The sequence below is a fragment of the Georgenia sp. Z1344 genome (assembly GCF_057652375.1).
Genome location: NZ_CM172728.1, coordinates 1859667 through 1874990, shown reverse-complemented (window position 1 = coordinate 1874990; position 15324 = coordinate 1859667). Strand labels below are relative to the sequence as shown.

The window sequence follows — 15324 nt, the reverse complement described above, 5'->3', positions numbered from 1 at the left end:
TGTCGTCATATTCGACAAATGGTAGTGACGCGTTGTCAGGTCGATTTCACAGATGTCCGATTCATGCATTTGTGTCATGCCTCGCTTGCATATTCGAATCGTTCTCGACGGCGGTCGGTGCGAGAATGTCGGCATGACCTCCGCCACCACCGGCCACCTCTGGCGCCTGGGCACGCGTGGCTCCGACCTCGCCCGCACGCAGTCCCGTCAGGTCGCCGACGCGCTGACGGCCGCGGGCGCCGGCGAGCTCGATCTCGTCGTCGTGCGCACCGAGGGTGACGTCTCCACCGCCCCGCTGTCCTCCCTCGGCGGCACGGGCGTCTTCGCCGGCGCCCTGAGGGCGGCGCTCCTCGACGGCGAGGTCGACGTGGTCGTCCACTCCCTCAAGGACCTGCCGACCGCCCCGCACCCCGGACTGACGATCGCCGCCGTCCCTCCGCGCGAGGACCCCCGGGACGCCCTGTGCGCGCGCGACGGCCACACCCTCGCCACGCTGCCCCCGGGAGCCCGCGTCGGCACCGGGTCGCCGCGCCGGGCCGCCCTCCTCCTCATCACCCGCCCGGACCTGACGATCGTCGACATCCGCGGCAACGTGCCCACCCGCCTCGCCCGCACTGAGAACGACCTCGACGCGGTGGTGCTCGCGCTGTCCGGGCTCCGGCGGCTCGGCCTCGAGGACCGGGCGACGGACATCCTCGGCCCCCCGACATTCCTCCCGGCGCCCGGGCAGGGGGCCCTCGCCGTCGAGACCCGGGACGACGTCGACTCCGAGCTGCCCGGACTGGCCGCCGCCCTGCGGGCCGTCCACCACGCGCCCTCGGCCGCGGCAGTCGTCGCCGAGCGCACCCTGCTCGGCCGGCTCGAGGCCGGGTGCGCCGCGCCCGTCGGCGCTCTCGCCACGCTCGACGGCGACCGGCTCGCCCTCGACGCCCTCGTCTCCCGCCCCGACGGCGCGCTCCACCTGCGGCGCTCAGGCGGCCGCTCGCTCGACCCGGCGGACACCGAGCTCGCCGCCGGCCTCGGCCGCGACCTCGCCGACGAGCTCCTCATCGCCGGCGCCGGCGACCTCATGGACACCGCGTGACAGGTCCCGCAGCTGACCCGCCCGGCGCTCCCCGCACCGACCTTCCCGACCACGGGGCACTCGTGGGGCTCCGCGTGCTCGTCCCCCGGATCGGCGACGACCCGATCGCCGAGGCACTCCGGTCGGCGGGCGCCGACGTCGCAGCGGTGCGCGTCACGCGCTCCGAGCCCCTCGACGCCGACCCCACCCTGCTCGACCCCGCCGGTGCCGACTGGGTCCTCGTCACCTCTGCGCGGACTGTGGCGCGGCTCGCGGACGTCCGGCTCGGCGTAGTCGGCGCGGTCGACGCGGTCGACGCGGTCGACACGGTCGACGGTCTCATCGGGGTCGACAGCTTCGGCGGCTCCGACCACGGTCCCGGTGCCGACGACGGTCCGGGCCCCCGCACGTGGCCGACAGCCGTCGCCACCGCGCGCGCGACCGGCACCCGGGTCGGCTCCGTCGGTCCCGCGACGACCGCCGCACTTGCGCGGGTCGGCGTCCCGGTCGACCTCGAGTCGCCGGACGGCACGGCGGCCGCGCTCGTCGGGGCCATCGGTCCCGCGCCGACCCCGTCCGGCTCCGGGCCCGACGCGGTGGTTGCGCCCGACGCACCCGACGCGGCCGACGCGCCGGACGCGTCTCCCGCCCAGCCCCGTGTCCTTCTGCCGGCGAGCGCGCTGGCCGACCCGTCGACCGCCGACCGGCTGCGCGCCGCCGGGTGGGCCGTCGACGCGGTCCCCGTCTACACGACCGTTCCCGCCGATCCCGCCGCGACGACGGCCGCAGCCACCCCGTGGCCGGACGCGGTCGTCGTCACCTCACCGTCCACCCTGCGCGCGCTCGTCGACGCCGCGGGCACGCCTCCCGCCACGACACGCCTCGTCGCGATCGGCCCGACGACGGCCGCGGCGATCGACGCAGCCGGCCTCGTCAACGCCGCGACTGCCCCCTCCCCCACGCCCGACGGGATCGTCGACGCGGTCACGTCCGCGCTCGCGATCCGCGCGACCCCGAACCTCACCGCACCACCACGGAGGACACGATGACCAGCTTCCCGAGCACCCGGCCCCGCCGGCTGCGCACCTCGCCCGCGCTGCGGCGCCTGGTCGCCGAGACCCGCATGGACCCGGCCGACCTCGTCCTGCCCGTGTTCCTGCGCGAGGGCCTGACCGAGCCGCAGCAGATCGGCTCGATGCCGGGCGTCCTCCAGCACACGCCCGACTCCCTCCGACGGGCGGCGGCGGAGGCGGCGGAGGCCGGCGTCGGGGGCGTCATGCTCTTCGGCGTGCCGGCCACCCACGACGCGACCGGCACGGCGGCGACCGACCCGGACGGCATCGCCAACGTCGGGTTGCGGCTCCTGCGCGAGGAGGTCGGGGAGTCGATGGTCGTCGTCTCCGACCTGTGCCTCGACGAGTTCACGGACCACGGGCACTGCGGCGTCCTCGCGTCCGACGGGACGGTCGACAACGACGCCACGCTCGAGCGCTACGCCGAGATGGCCCTCGCGCAGGCCGAGGCCGGCGCCACCCTGCTCGGGCTGTCCGGGATGATGGACGGCCAGGTCCAGGCGGTGCGCGAGGCGCTCGACGACGCCGGGCACCACGCCACCGGCACCCTCGCCTACGCGGCGAAGTACGCCTCCGCGATGTACGGGCCGTTCCGCGAGGCCGTCGACTCGCAGCTGACGGGCGACCGGACGACCTACCAGATGGATCCGGCCAACCGCCGGGAGGGGCTGCGCGAGACGCTGCTCGACGTCGAGGAGGGGGCCGACGTCGTCATGGTCAAGCCGGCCACCCTCTACCTCGACGTGCTGGGCGACGTGGCCGAGGCCGTCGACGTCCCCGTCGCGGCGTACCACGTGTCCGGCGAGATGGCGATGGTCGAGGCGGCCGCCGAGCGCGGCTGGATCGACCGGCGCAGGACGATCCTCGAGACCCTGCTGTCGATCCGGCGCGCGGGCGCGGGGATCGTGGCGACGTACTGGGCGACCGAGGCGGCCGGCTGGCTGCGAGAGAGGTGAACGAGGCGATGACGCAGGTGACAGGTTCGACCAACGACGATCCGTCGACGCCACACGTGCCCGTCGCGGGTACGGGCACGGCTATCGGCTCGACGCCCTCCACGTCGGCCGCCTGGTCCGCCGGCCCCGCGAGCGAGGCCGCTTTCGCGGCGGCGCGCGTGGCGATCCCCGGCGGCGTCGACTCCCCCGTCCGCGCGTACGGCTCGGTGGGCGGGACGCCCCGCTTCCTCGCCTCGGCGCGCGGCGCGTACGTCACCGACGTCGACGGACGCGAGTACGTCGACCTCGTCGCGTCGTGGGGCCCGGCACTGCTCGGCCACGCGCACCCGGAGGTGGTCGAGGCCGTGCGGGAGGCGGCGTCGTCGGGACTCTCCTTCGGCGCGCCGACCGTCGCCGAGACCGAGCTCGCCGAGGCCGTGACCGGGCGGGTCGCGCCCGCCGAGCGCGTCCGGTTCGTCAGCTCCGGCACCGAGGCCACGATGACCGCCGTCCGACTCGCCCGCGGCGTCACCGGCCGGCCGCTGATCGTCAAGGTGGCCGGGCACTACCACGGGCACTCCGACTCCCTCCTCGTCGACGCCGGCTCCGGTGTGGCCACGCTCGGCATCCCCGGAACGCCCGGCGTGCCGGACGAGATCGCCGCCCGCACGGTGGTCGTCCCCTACAACGACCTCGCTGCGGCGGAGGCGGTGTTCGCCGAGCACGGCGAACGCATCGCAGCCGTCATCGTCGAGGGCGCGGCGGCGAACATGGGCGTCGTCGCCCCAGGGCCCGGGTACAACCGCGCGCTGCGGGAGCTCACCACCCGCCACGGCGTACTACTCATCCTCGACGAGGTGCTCACCGGCTTCCGCGTGGGCCCCGCCGGCTGGTGGGGGCTCGAGGGTGCGAGCGAGGGATGGGCGCCGGACCTGCTCACCTTCGGAAAGGTCCTCGGCGGCGGGATGCCGCTGGCGGCGCTCGGCGGGCCGGCCGCGATCATGGACGAGCTCGCACCGAGCGGCCCCGTCTACCAGGCGGGCACGCTGTCCGGGAACCCGCTCGCCACCGCCGCGGGCCTGGCCACCTTGCGCCTCGCGGACGCCGACGTCTACGCCGCGGTCGACGCCGCCGCCGAGACGGTCGCGCGCGCGGCGGGCGAGGCGCTCGATGCCGCCGGACTGCCCCACCTGGTCAGCCGTGCCGGCAACCTCTTCTCCGTGTTCCTCGGGGAGGACGCGGCGGGCGGCGTGCGGGACTACGCGGGCGCCAAGGCCTCCGAGACGTGGCGGTACCCGGCCTTCTTCCGCTCGATGGCCGCCTCCGGCGTCCTCCTGCCGCCGAGCGCGTTCGAGGCGTGGTTCCTCACCGCCGCCCACGACGACGACGCCCTCGCCCGGATCCTCGACGCCCTGCCCGCCGCGGCCCGCGCGGCGGCGGACGCCGACCCCCCGGCCTGACGCACGGACCCGACCACCCGCCTCACGGCAGCGACCCGCTCGCGCCCAGCCCCTTCTCCGAGGCGGCCGTCCGCACCGCGTCGATGACGAGCTCGAGGGAGGGGCGGCGCGTCGTCGTCGTGCGGTAGGCGATCGACACGGTGCGCATGACGGGCTCGGTCAGCGGCACGATGTCGACGCCGTCCGGGACCTGGAAGGTCGCGAGGTCCGACACCAGAGTGACACCAAGCCCGCCCGCGACCATGGCCAACGCCGTTGCCTGCTCCTCCACCTCGTGCCGGGCCGCGGGCTCGAAGCCGCTGCGGTGGCAGGCGATGCGCACCGCGCTGCCGAAGTGCGAGCGACGGCCGGCGAGGATCCACGGCTGGTCGGCCAGCGCGGCGAGCGCCACCGTCGGGGCGGTGAACGTCCCCGCCGGCACCGCGGCCTGGAGCCGCTCGACCGCCACCGGGACCACCGTGAGCCCCGGGTCGCGCGCCATCGGGTAGTCCGAGTAGTCGATGACGAACGAGAGGTCGAGCGAGCCGTCGCTCACCGCGCCGGCCGTGTCCTCCGGGACGAGCTCGACCGAACGCACCTCGATCCCCGGGTGGGCCGCGGCGAGGGCCGCGAGCGCCGACGGCAGCAGCCCCGCGGCCACCGACGCCCACACGCCGACCGTCAGCCGCGCCGTCACGCCGCCCTGGGCGCTCTCGAGAGCGGTCGTCGCGCGCTCGACCGCGTCGAGGATGTCGTCGGCGTGGTCGGTGAGCAGGAGGCCCAGCTCGGTCAGCTGGACGCGCCGCCCGTGCCGCTCGACGAGCGTGGCCCCCACCTCCCGCTCGAGCTGCGCGAGCTGCTGCGAGACCCCGGACGCGCTGTAGTGCAGGGCATCGGCGACCGCCGTGACCGTGCCGCGTCGGCGCAGCTCACGGAGCATCCGCAGTCGTCGCAGAGAGACCTCCACGCTCGCCAGCGTAGGGCGCCCACCCCGAGACGTGCCCGACGACGAACATCTCCGTCACCCGCGCGTTCGTCCACAGGTGCCCGTGCCGGTCCGCGGAACCCCGCCGGCGCACAGATGCCCCGCACAGTCCCACGGCACCGCCCCTGAGCCGGGGAGGTGAACATGCAGGAAACCTGCACGCCACCGTGCACGAACCGTTGATGGACGCCCGATCCGCCCCGGACTCACTCTGGGCGGACATCCACGAACGGAAGTGAGGAGGCGGACCGCGATGACCACCATCGACGACCCCCGGCAGGGAACCCCGATCTCGGCCCGGCACGGCGGCGCACTGCCCAGCCCGCTCGGCGCACAGCACGGCGTCTCCGACGCGCTTCCCGGCACCCCGCTCGCGCCTGCGCCGCCCCGGCCCCACGAGCCCTACCAGAAGCTGACCTGGGTGGACCCGGTGACCGGCGTCCACGGCTACCTCGTCGTGGACACCCTCCTGTCCGGGCTCGCCACGGGCGGCACCCGGATGCGCGCCGGCTGCACGATGCGCGAGGTCGGGGACCTGGCCCGCGGCATGTCACTCAAGACGTCGACGTTCGGGATCCCCGTCGGCGGCGCGAAGGGCGGCATCGACCTCGACCCGAAGGACCCGCGCGCCGAGGGCGTTCTCGAGCGCTTCTACGACGCGATGCGGCCCTGGCTCGACTCGCACTGGGTCACGGCCGACGACCTCGGCGTGGACCAGCACCGGCTCGACGCCGTGTTCGACCGCCTCGGCCTCATCCACTCCTACGGCGCCGCGATCCGCCGCGCGGCCGACCCTGCGGCGACCTACCGCCGCGTCCGCGCGGCCATCGACGCCCCGGTCTCCGAGGGCCTGCACCTCGGCGACATGATCGGCGGCTACGGCGTGGCGCAGGCCTGCCTCGCGGCCGTCCGCGCGCTCGGCCCGGGGCCGGGCGGGACCACGACGGTGGCCGTCCAGGGCGTCGGCACGATGGGCGGCGGCACGGCCTGGTACCTGCACGAGGCCGGCGCGCACGTCGTGGCGCTGGCCGACGCCGCCGGGACGCTCTACCACCCCGGCGGCCTCGACGTCCCGGCGCTGCTCGCGCTCCGCGACGCCTACGGCGAGATCGACCGCACCCGCGTGCCGGACGACGTCGAGCAGCTCCCGCGCGACGCCGTGCTCCGCATGCACGTCGACGTCCTCGTGCCGGCGGCCGTCTCCTACGCGATCGGGACGCACAACGCGGACGAGGTCAACGCCCGCGTCGTCGTCGAGGCCGCGAACGCCGCCGTGGTGCCCGAGGCGGAGCCGATGCTCGCCGCCCGCCACGTGCCGGTCGTTCCGGACTTCGTGGCCAACGCCGGCGCGGCCACCTGCGCGTGGTGGCTGCTGCTCGGGATGGTCGGGCCGGACCCCGCCGACTCGCTCAGGCGGCTGCGCCGCGAGATGCGCACCCTCGTGGGCACCCTGCTCGAGCAGTCGCGCCGCACCGGGGCCACGCCCCGCGAGGTCGCCCTGGTGATCGCCGAGGAGCACCGGATCGCGGTCGGCGACTCGGCGCAGGTCGTCATCCCGTAGCCCGCGGTCCGCACGCCACGACGACGAAGGCCGGTCGAGCCGGCTCCGCCGCTCCGGCCCCACGTGAGGCCGCCGCGGCGGGGCCGGCTCGTCGTCGTGCCCGCGGCCCGCGCCCCCGCCCCTCGCGAGGGCGCGGCGCGGCGCGGCGCCCTACCGCGTGACGGGTATGCCGGTGTACTTGGTCTCGAGGAACTCGTCGATCCCGACGAGCCCGCCCTCGCGGCCGAGCCCGGACTCCTTGATCCCGCCGAACGGCGCCGCGGGGTTGGAGACCACGCCCTGGTTGATACCCACCATCCCCGCCTCGAGGGCGTCGCTCACCCGCAGCCCCCGGTCGAGGTCGCGCGTGTAGGCGTAGGAGACGAGGCCGAAGGGCGTGTCGTTGGCGAGCGCCACCGCCTCCGCCTCGGTGTCGAACTCGGTGATCGCGGCGACCGGGCCGAAGATCTCGGTGCTCCCCATCTCGGCGTCGGCCGGCACGCCCGTGAGCACGGTCGCGGGGTAGAAGTAGCCGTCGCGCCCGTCGACCTCGCCGCCGGTGCGCACGGTGGCGCCGCGGCGCACGGCGTCGTCGACCAGTGTGCCGACCTTGTCGACGGCCCGCTGGTCCACGAGCGGCCCGACGACGACCCCCTCGTCCACGCCCCGCCCCATCGGCAGCGCCCCCATCCGCTCGGCGAGCCGCCGCGAGAACTCCTCGGCGACCGAGCGGTGGACGTAGAACCGGTTGGCCGCGGTGCAGGCCTGGCCGATGTTGCGCATCTTGGCGGCCATCGCCCCCTCGACGGCGGCGTCGAGGTCCGCGTCCTCGAACACGAGGAACGGCGCGTTGCCGCCGAGCTCCATCGACGTGCGCATGACGGTCTGCGCGGCGAGGCCGAGCAGGTGCTTGCCCACCGGGGTCGACCCGGTGAACGAGAGCTTGCGCGAGCGGGGGTCGAGGATGAGCGGCGTCATCACGTCGTCGGAGGCACTCGTGGTGACGACGTTGACGACGCCGGCGGGCAGCCCGGCCTCCGCGAGGATCTCGACGAGCGCGAGCGTGGACAGCGGCGTCTGCGCGGCCGGCTTGATGATGCTCGTGCACCCGGCGGCGATCGCGGGGGCGATCTTGCGGGTGCCCATGGCCATGGGGAAGTTCCACGGGGTGATGAGGATGCTCGGCCCCACCGGCTGGCGACTGACGAGGAACCGCGCCTGCCCGTTGGGCGAGGTCATGTACCCGCCATCGATGCGGACGGCCTCCTCGGCGAACCAGCGCAGGAACTCCGCCGCGTAGGCGATCTCGCCGCGGGCCTCGGGAAGCGGCTTGCCCATCTCGAGGGTCATCACCAGGGCGAGCCGGTCGGTCTGCTCGATCAGCAGGGCGTAGGCGCGGGAGAGGATCTCGCTGCGCTCACGGGGCGGCGTGGCGGCCCAGGCGGCCTGCGCGTCGGCGGCGGCGTCGAGGGCGGCCATCGCCTCCTCCGGACTCGCGTCTGCCACCTCGCAGAGCACCTTCCCGGTGGAGGGGTCGTCGACCGGCATCGTGCGGGCGGCGTCGCGCCACTTGCCTCCGATGAACAGTCCGGTGGGGACGGACGCGATGGCCGCGGCCTCGTCGTGGGTGGTCACTGGTGCCTCCCGTGCTCCTGGGTGGATGGTGCGGACGACCGGGCGAGCGAGCCGCGCATGCCGGCCCGACGACGAACGGCGTGCCGCCCGGTGCGCCACCCGCGATCGGGCACCGCGCCAGCCGGCGCGCCCCTCGAGTCTGCTCCCGCGCGCTCCTTGCCGTCGACCCAGCATAGAAGTATTGTCGACAATCCGACAATGATTCGACGGAGGTCCTCCATGACGACGCTGTCACCGCACCTGCGCCAGGCGACCCCGGTCGTCGTCGACCACGGCCGCGGGAGCGAGCTGTTCGACTCCGACGGCCGCCGCTACCTCGACTTCACCGCCGGCATCGGCGTGACGAGCACGGGGCACTGCCACCCGCGCGTCGTCGCCGCGGCGCAGGAGCAGGTGGGCTCGCTCATCCACGGCCAGTACACGACCGTCATGCACCGCCCCCTGCTCGAGCTGACCGAGCGGCTCGGCGAGGTCCTGCCCGAGGGCCTCGACTCCCTGTTCTTCGCCAACTCCGGCAGCGAGGCCGTCGAGGCCTCGCTCCGCCTCGCGCGGCAGGCCACGGGGCGGCCGAACGTCGTCGTGTTCCACGGGGGCTTCCACGGGCGGACGGTCGCGGCGGCGTCGATGACGACCTCGGGCACCCGGTTCTCCGCCGGCTTCAGCCCGCTCATGGCCGGCGTGCACATCGCCCCGTTCCCCACCGCCTACCGGTGGGGGTGGACCGAGGAGGAGGCGACCGACTTCGCGCTGCGGGAGCTCGACTACCTGTTCGCGACCGTCACGTCGCCCCGCGAGACGGCGGCGTTCGTCGTCGAGCCCGTGCTCGGCGAGGGCGGGTACATCCCCGGGAACACGCGATTCTTCCAGGGGCTGCGCGAGCGGGCGGACGAGCACGGCATCCTCCTCGTGCTCGACGAGATCCAGACCGGCTTCGGCCGCACGGGCCGGTTCTTCGGGCACGAGCACTTCGACGTGCGCCCGGACGTCATGACGATCGCCAAGGGCCTCGCCTCCGGCTTCCCGCTCTCGGGCATCGCGGCGTCGACCGAGCTGATGTCGAAGGCGTGGCCGGGCTCGCAGGGCGGCACCTACGGCGGGAACGCGGTGGCGTGCGCGGCGGCGGTCGCCACCCTCGACGTCATCCAGGACGAGGGACTCGTGGCCAACGCCGCCGAGCGCGGGACGCAGCTGCTGGACGGCGTGCGCGCGGCCGCGACGGACGCGGTCGGGGACGTGCGCGGGCTCGGCCTGCTCGTCGGCTCGGAGTTCGTCACGGCCGACGGCGGGCCCGACACCGCGAAGGCGGCCGCCGCGCAGAAGCTGGCCGCGACCAAGGGGCTGCTCATGCTCACCTGCGGCGCCCACATGAACGTCGTCCGGATGATCCCGCCGCTCGTCGTCACCGAGGCACAGGTGGACGAGGCGCTCGGCATCTGGGCCGAGGTCCTCGCGGAGGTCTGACACCGTGGTCCGGCACGTCACCATCACGCTCGAGTCGCGCGGGGTCGCGTGCCGGGCACGGCTCCTCGACGACGACGCACCCGCCACGTGCGCCGCCGTGTGGGACGCGCTGCCGCTGTCCGGCGACGCCTTCCACGCCAAGTTCGCGCGCAACGAGGTCTACGCGCTGCTGCCGCGGATCGCCGCCGCCCCGCGCCGCGAGAACCCGACCGTCACCCCGATCCCGGGCGACGTGTGCCTGTTCGACTTCGAACCCTGGGAGATCGGCAACCCCGCCTACGGGTACGAGCCGGGATCGGCCGCCCACGCCGAGCTCGGCGCCACCGACCTCGCGCTCTTCTACGACCGCAACAACCTGCTGCTCAACGGCGACGTCGGGTGGGTGCCGGGCAACGTCTTCGCCACCGTCGTCGAGGGGCTGGCGGAGATGGCGGCGGCGTGCAACGACCTGTGGCGGCACGGGTTCGCCGGCGAGCGCCTCTCGTTCGCGCGGGCGTAGGCGCCGGGTCGACCAGACAGCCCTACCGTCCGAGCACCCGCTCGACGAACCGGCCCGCGGCGAGCACGAGGTCGTCGGAGTGGCGCGGCCCCACGATCTGCAGGCCCACGGGCAGCCCGGCCGCGGTCTCGCCGACGGGCACGCTCAGCGCCGGCTGCCCGGTCATGTTGAACGGGTAGGTGAACGGGGTCCACTGCGGCCAGCTGCTCAGCCCGCTGCCCGGCGGCACGTCGTGGCCGGCCTCGAACGCGGCGATCGGCATCGTCGGGGTGAGCAGCAGGTTGTGCGTCTCGTGGAACTCGCCCATGGCGATGCCGACGGCGGCGGCGACACCCCGCGCCTGGAGGAGCTGGACGGCGCTGAGGGTCTCGCCGTGGTCCCACACCTTCCCGAGCCCGGGGTCGACCGTCTCGCGGGCGCCGGGCATCGTCCGCAGGAGGGTCGCGGCGCCGGCGGCCCACAGGTCCTCGAAGGCGTCGATCGGGTCGGGGAACCCGGGGTCGGCGGCGGTCACGTGCAGGCCGGCGCGGCCGAGCGCCGCCACGGCCTCGTCGACGACCCGCGCGACCTCGGGGTCCACGTCGGCGAAGCCCAGGTCGCGCGAGTACGCCACGTGCAGGCCGGCCACGTCGCGGTCGAGCTCGCCGCGGAAGGTCCGCACGGGCGGGGCGAGGGAGGTGGGGTCCCGATGGTCGGGCAGCGAGAGGATATCCATGAGCAGCGCCGTGTCCTCGACCGTGCGCGTGATCGGCCCGGCGTGCGCGAGGGGCGCGAACGGGCTGGCCGGGTACATCGGCACCCGCCCGTGGGTGGGCTTGAGGGCCACGACGCCGCAGAACGAGGCGGGGATGCGGACCGATCCGCCGCCGTCCGTCCCGAGCGAGCAGGGCCCCATGCCGGCGGCGACCGCGGCGGCCGCACCGCCCGAGGAGCCGCCCGCCGTCGTGCGGGGGTCCACGGGGTTGCGCGTGATGCCGCGCAGGGGGCTGTCCGTCACGGCCTTCCACGCGATCTCGGGCGAGGTCGTCTGGCCCACGAGCACCATGCCGTCGGCCCTGACCCGCTTGACGGCGGGTGCATCGACGGTCCACTCCCGGTCCGGGTCCACCGCGCTTGAGCCGCGCAGGGTGGGCCAGCCGGCGGTGAGGAAGATGTCCTTGATCGAGACGGGCACGCCGTCGAGCAGGCCCTGGGTGTGCCCGGAGCGCCAGCGCTCCTCGGAGGCGGCGGCCTGCTCGAGGGCGGCGTCGGCGTCGACGAGGCTGAAGGCGTTCAGCTCGCCGTCACGCTCCTCGATCCGGGCGAGCACGGCCCGCGTGGCCTCGACCGGCGAGAGCTCGCCCGACCCGTAGGCCGTCACGAGCTCCGCCGCCGTCATCTCGGTGGGTTCCACGTCAGCTCCCCTCGCCGGGCACGTACCCCCGGGACTTGTCGACCACGCCCGGCAGCGGCTCGCCCGCCGTCCACCGGAGGAAGTTGTCCGCGAACAGGTGGGTGAGCGCGTCGCGCCAGCCGCGGAAGTCCCCGCTGTTGTGCGGGGTGATGATCGCGCCGGGCAGGTCCCACAGGGGGTGCCCGGCGGGCAGGGGCTCGGGGTCGACGACGTCGAGCGCGGCCCCGGCGATCGTCCCCTCCCGCAGGGCGGTCACCAGGTCGTCGGTGCGGACGAGCTCGCCGCGCCCCACGTTGACGAGCCGGGCGGTCGGCTTCATCGAGGACAACGCCGCGGCGTCGATCATCCCGCGGGTGGCCGGGGTCAGGGGTGCGGCGAGGACGACCCAGTCGGCGGCGGCGAGGGCGGCGGGCAGCCCGTCGGCGTCGGTGACGTCCCCGAGGTCGGGATCGCCGGTGCGCGCGCGGCGGCCGGAGCCGGAGACCTCGACGCCGGCGGCGCGCAGGAGTCGCGCGATCGACCGGCCGATGGGCCCGGTGCCGATGACCAGGGCGCGGCTGCCGGCGACCATGTCGCTCTCGCGGTGCTCCCAGGTGTGGGCGTCCTGGCGGCGCACCGAGCCGGGGAGGTCCTTGGCGAAGGCGAGGACCTGGCCGAGGACGTACTCGGCGATCGACGCGTCGAAGATGCCGCGGGAGTTGGTGACGACCACGTCGCTCGCCGCCACCTCGGGCGTGAGCAGGGCGTCCACCCCGGCGGCGGCCACGTGCAGCCACCGCAGCGACCCGGCCGCGTGCCACACCTCGGGCATGACGCGGCTGAGGAAGTGGTAGGCGTACATCACCTCGGCGCCGTCGAGGGCGGCGGCCAGGCCGGCCTCGTCGGCCATGCGCACCTCGGCGCGCTCGAGGACCGGGGCGAGGGCGTCCTGCGACGGCGGATCGCCGTCGTGCAGGACGGCGACGACGGGGCGGGTGGGCACGTTGACAACCTAGGAACGCCACCTATTGTTGTCAACAATCTGACGATCTGCGTCGGTGCGAGAGCGAGGCACGATGGCGGAGCTGCCCGACATCGAGGGTCCGCTCGCCCAGCGCGGCATCGGCGTCATCGCGCCGTTCGACCTCGCCCTCGAGCGCGAGCTGTGGCGGTGGGTGCCGCTCGAGGTCAGCCTCCACCTGGCCCGCACGCCCTACGAGCCGGTCCCCGTCAGCCTCGAGATGGCCGAGCTCGTGTCCGAGGAGCGGCACCTGCGCGCGGCCACCCGGGACGTCCTCGGCGTCGAGCCGGAGGTCGTCGCCTACCTGTGCATGTCCGGCAGCTTCATCCACGGGCTCGCCCACGAGGCCCGGCTGCGCGCGGCCGTCCTCGAGGCCGGGGCGCCCGACGCCGTCACCACCTCCGGCGCGCTCGCCACCGCCGTCCGCGCGCTCGACCTCCGCCGGGTCTCGGTCCTCACCCCGTACGACGCCGCGCTCACCGACCGGCTGCACGACTTCCTCGGCGAGCTGGGCGTCGCGGTGGTGCGCTCCGACCACCTGGGGCTCGGCGGCGGCATCTGGAAGGTCAACTACCGCACGGTCGCCGAGCGGATCACGGGGGCGGACCACGACGACGCGGACGCCGTCGTCGTGGCCTGCACCAACCTGCCGACCTACGACATCGTCGACCCGCTCGAGGAGCGACTCGGCAAGCCCGTGCTCACGGCGAACCAGCTGACGATGTGGGCGTGCCTGGGCCGGATGGGCCTGCAGATGACGGGGCCGGGCCGGTGGCTGCGCGGCGTGTTCGACGACGGAGCCGCGGGTGAGGCGGCAGGCGGTGGCACGGCGGCGTACCGCGGCGCTGCGGCAGACGGCGAGGTCCCGGCATGAGCGCCCCATCGACGCCACACGGGTCACCGACCGTCGGGATCATCTACCCGGGCCACGCCGCCGAGGACGAGTACCCGCGCGCGGCGGAGCTGCTCGGCGCCTCGTTCCCCGTGGCCCACGTCCACGGCACCGACCTCCACGCGGTCCCCGAGCTGCTCGACCTCGGCCGCCCCGACCTCCTCGCCACCGGCGCCGCCGCGCTCGCCCCGCGCCGGCCCGGCTCGGTGATGTGGGCGTGCACGTCGGGGAGCTTCGTGCGCGGGAGGGCCGGCGCCCAGCGGCAGGTCGACGAGCTGGCCACCGCCACGGGGGTTCCGACGTCGAGCACGTCTCTCGCCTTCGTCGCCGCCCTGCGGGACCTGGGGATCCGGCGGGTGGCGGTGGCGGCCACCTATCCGGCCGACGTCGCTGACCTGTTCACCACCTACCTGCGCGACGCGGGGATCGAGGTCGTCGCGGCCGCGCACGCCGGGATCGCCACCGCCGCCGAGGTGGGCACGCTCGCGGCCGACGCGGTCGAGGACCTCGCCGCCGCCCACGACCACCCGGGGGCCGAGGCGCTCCTCGTCCCCGACACCGCGATGCGGACCCTGGAGGTCCTCCCGCGGCTCGAGTCCCGCCTGGGCAAGCCGGTGCTCACGGCCAACCAGGTGACAATCTGGCTGGGGCTGCGCCTGGCCGGCCACCCGGGCACCGGCCCGTCGCTCGGTGCCCTGCTCGACGAACGGAGGCCCCGTGCCGCTGACTGACCTGCGCCCGTCCCGACCGCCGTCCACGGTCGACTACCTCGCCGAGGAGCTGCGCGCCGCGATCATGCGCGGCGAGCTCGCGCCCGGCGAGCAGCTCGGCGAGGCGGAGCTCGCCACGCGGTTCGAGGTCTCGCGCGGCCCGGTCCGCGAGGCCCTCCAGCGGCTCGTGTCCGAGGGAATCCTTCACGCCGTGCGCAACCGCGGCGTCTTCGTCACCGAGCTCACGCTGGACGACGTCCTCGACGTCTACCGCACCCGGTCGGTCATCGAACGCGGGGCCGTCGAGCTCATCCTCGACGACGAGACACCCGCCGCCTCCGGCCGCGAGGAGACGTACCGGGCACTGGGCCCGAGCGTGGCGGCGATGCGCGCGGCCGCCGAGCGCGGCGACGCCTCCGCGGTGTCCGACGCCGACCAGGAGTTCCACGAGGTCCTCGTCGAGTGCTCCGGGAGTCCACGGCTCATCCGGGCGATGCGCACGCTGCTCGTCGAGACCCGCATGTGCCTCGGCGAGCTCGTCACCACCTACGCCGACCTGCGCACGCAGGCGAGCGAGCACGAGACGCTGCGCGAGGCGATCCGCTCCGGTGACACCGCCCGGACGAAGGCCCTCATGCTCGAGCACATGGCCGACGCGGTCTCCCGGCTCGTGGACAAGCGCGCCCCGGCCTGAGGGAG

The 15324-nt window shown here is 75.0% G+C and carries 13 protein-coding genes and 1 pseudogene; 10 read left to right on the top strand and 4 right to left on the bottom strand.

Features of this window, described 5'->3' with window-relative positions; all coding sequences use genetic code 11:
• Positions 1 to 133: 133 nt before the first annotated feature.
• From hemC to hemL, 4 genes are read left to right on the top strand one after another with little or no spacing between them, the layout of a single operon-like run.
• Entirely contained in the window at positions 134 to 1084 is a 951-nt protein-coding gene (hemC, locus tag AC24FB_RS08465; protein ID WP_425713849.1) for a hydroxymethylbilane synthase, read from the top strand.
• Entirely contained in the window at positions 1081 to 2112 is a 1032-nt protein-coding gene (locus tag AC24FB_RS08460) for a uroporphyrinogen-III synthase (protein ID WP_425713850.1), read from the top strand. The genes hemC and AC24FB_RS08460 overlap by 4 nt, the downstream gene beginning before the upstream one ends.
• Entirely contained in the window at positions 2109 to 3092 is a 984-nt protein-coding gene (gene hemB, locus AC24FB_RS08455) for a porphobilinogen synthase (protein ID WP_425713851.1), read from the top strand. Before AC24FB_RS08460 ends, hemB begins: the two co-directional genes overlap by 4 nt.
• Before the next feature lie 8 nt (positions 3093 to 3100).
• Positions 3101 to 4531: a glutamate-1-semialdehyde 2,1-aminomutase gene (gene hemL / locus AC24FB_RS08450; protein ID WP_425713852.1), complete on the top strand. Its 1431-nt coding sequence runs from the start codon at positions 3101 to 3103 to the stop codon at positions 4529 to 4531.
• Between the two features lie 22 nt (positions 4532 to 4553).
• Here hemL and AC24FB_RS08445 read toward each other — a convergent pair whose 3' ends face one another.
• On the bottom strand, positions 4554 to 5477 hold the full coding sequence (locus AC24FB_RS08445) for a LysR family transcriptional regulator (RefSeq protein ID WP_425713853.1): 924 nt from the start codon (positions 5475 to 5477) through the stop codon (positions 4554 to 4556).
• A gap of 271 nt (positions 5478 to 5748) precedes the next feature.
• Here AC24FB_RS08445 and AC24FB_RS08440 point away from each other — a divergent pair, with 271 nt between their 5' ends.
• Positions 5749 to 7056 carry a Glu/Leu/Phe/Val dehydrogenase dimerization domain-containing protein gene (locus tag AC24FB_RS08440; RefSeq protein ID WP_425713854.1) on the top strand — a complete coding sequence of 436 codons (1308 nt, stop codon included), beginning with the start codon at positions 5749 to 5751 and terminating at the stop codon, positions 7054 to 7056.
• Positions 7057 to 7206: 150 nt separating this feature from the next.
• On the opposite strand, the gene AC24FB_RS08435 is transcribed toward AC24FB_RS08440, so the two are convergent.
• Positions 7207 to 8670 (bottom strand): NAD-dependent succinate-semialdehyde dehydrogenase, encoded by a 1464-nt coding sequence (locus tag AC24FB_RS08435; RefSeq protein ID WP_425713855.1) that lies wholly within the window; start codon positions 8668 to 8670, stop codon positions 7207 to 7209.
• Between the two features lie 219 nt (positions 8671 to 8889).
• Between AC24FB_RS08435 and AC24FB_RS08430 the strand changes: the two genes are divergently transcribed.
• Complete coding sequence (locus tag AC24FB_RS08430) at positions 8890 to 10131, top strand: aspartate aminotransferase family protein (protein ID WP_425713856.1); 1242 nt, start codon at positions 8890 to 8892, stop codon at positions 10129 to 10131.
• Between the two features lie 4 nt (positions 10132 to 10135).
• Complete coding sequence (locus AC24FB_RS08425) at positions 10136 to 10630, top strand: DUF3830 family protein (protein ID WP_425713857.1); 495 nt, start codon at positions 10136 to 10138, stop codon at positions 10628 to 10630.
• A 22-nt stretch (positions 10631 to 10652) separates the two neighbouring features.
• Here AC24FB_RS08425 and AC24FB_RS08420 read toward each other — a convergent pair whose 3' ends face one another.
• Both AC24FB_RS08420 and AC24FB_RS08415 read right to left on the bottom strand, forming a co-directional pair.
• Positions 10653 to 12008 (bottom strand): amidase, encoded by a 1356-nt coding sequence (locus AC24FB_RS08420; protein WP_487561446.1) that lies wholly within the window; start codon positions 12006 to 12008, stop codon positions 10653 to 10655.
• Positions 12009 to 12024: 16 nt separating this feature from the next.
• Entirely contained in the window at positions 12025 to 13005 is a 981-nt protein-coding gene (locus tag AC24FB_RS08415; RefSeq protein WP_425713859.1) for a D-2-hydroxyacid dehydrogenase, read from the bottom strand.
• 73 nt (positions 13006 to 13078) lie between these two features.
• Between AC24FB_RS08415 and AC24FB_RS08410 the strand changes: the two are divergent.
• The 3 genes and pseudogenes from AC24FB_RS08410 to AC24FB_RS08400 form a co-directional block, all read left to right on the top strand.
• Positions 13079 to 13810: pseudogene (locus AC24FB_RS08410) on the top strand (maleate cis-trans isomerase family protein); the annotation flags it as partial.
• Positions 13811 to 13893: 83 nt separating this feature from the next.
• Positions 13894 to 14646 (top strand): maleate cis-trans isomerase family protein, encoded by a 753-nt coding sequence (locus AC24FB_RS08405; RefSeq protein WP_425713861.1) that lies wholly within the window; start codon positions 13894 to 13896, stop codon positions 14644 to 14646.
• A complete protein-coding gene (locus AC24FB_RS08400) occupies positions 14633 to 15319 on the top strand; it encodes a GntR family transcriptional regulator (RefSeq protein WP_425713862.1) in 687 nt (228 codons plus the stop codon). The genes AC24FB_RS08405 and AC24FB_RS08400 overlap by 14 nt, the downstream gene beginning before the upstream one ends.
• Positions 15320 to 15324: the final 5 nt, after the last annotated feature.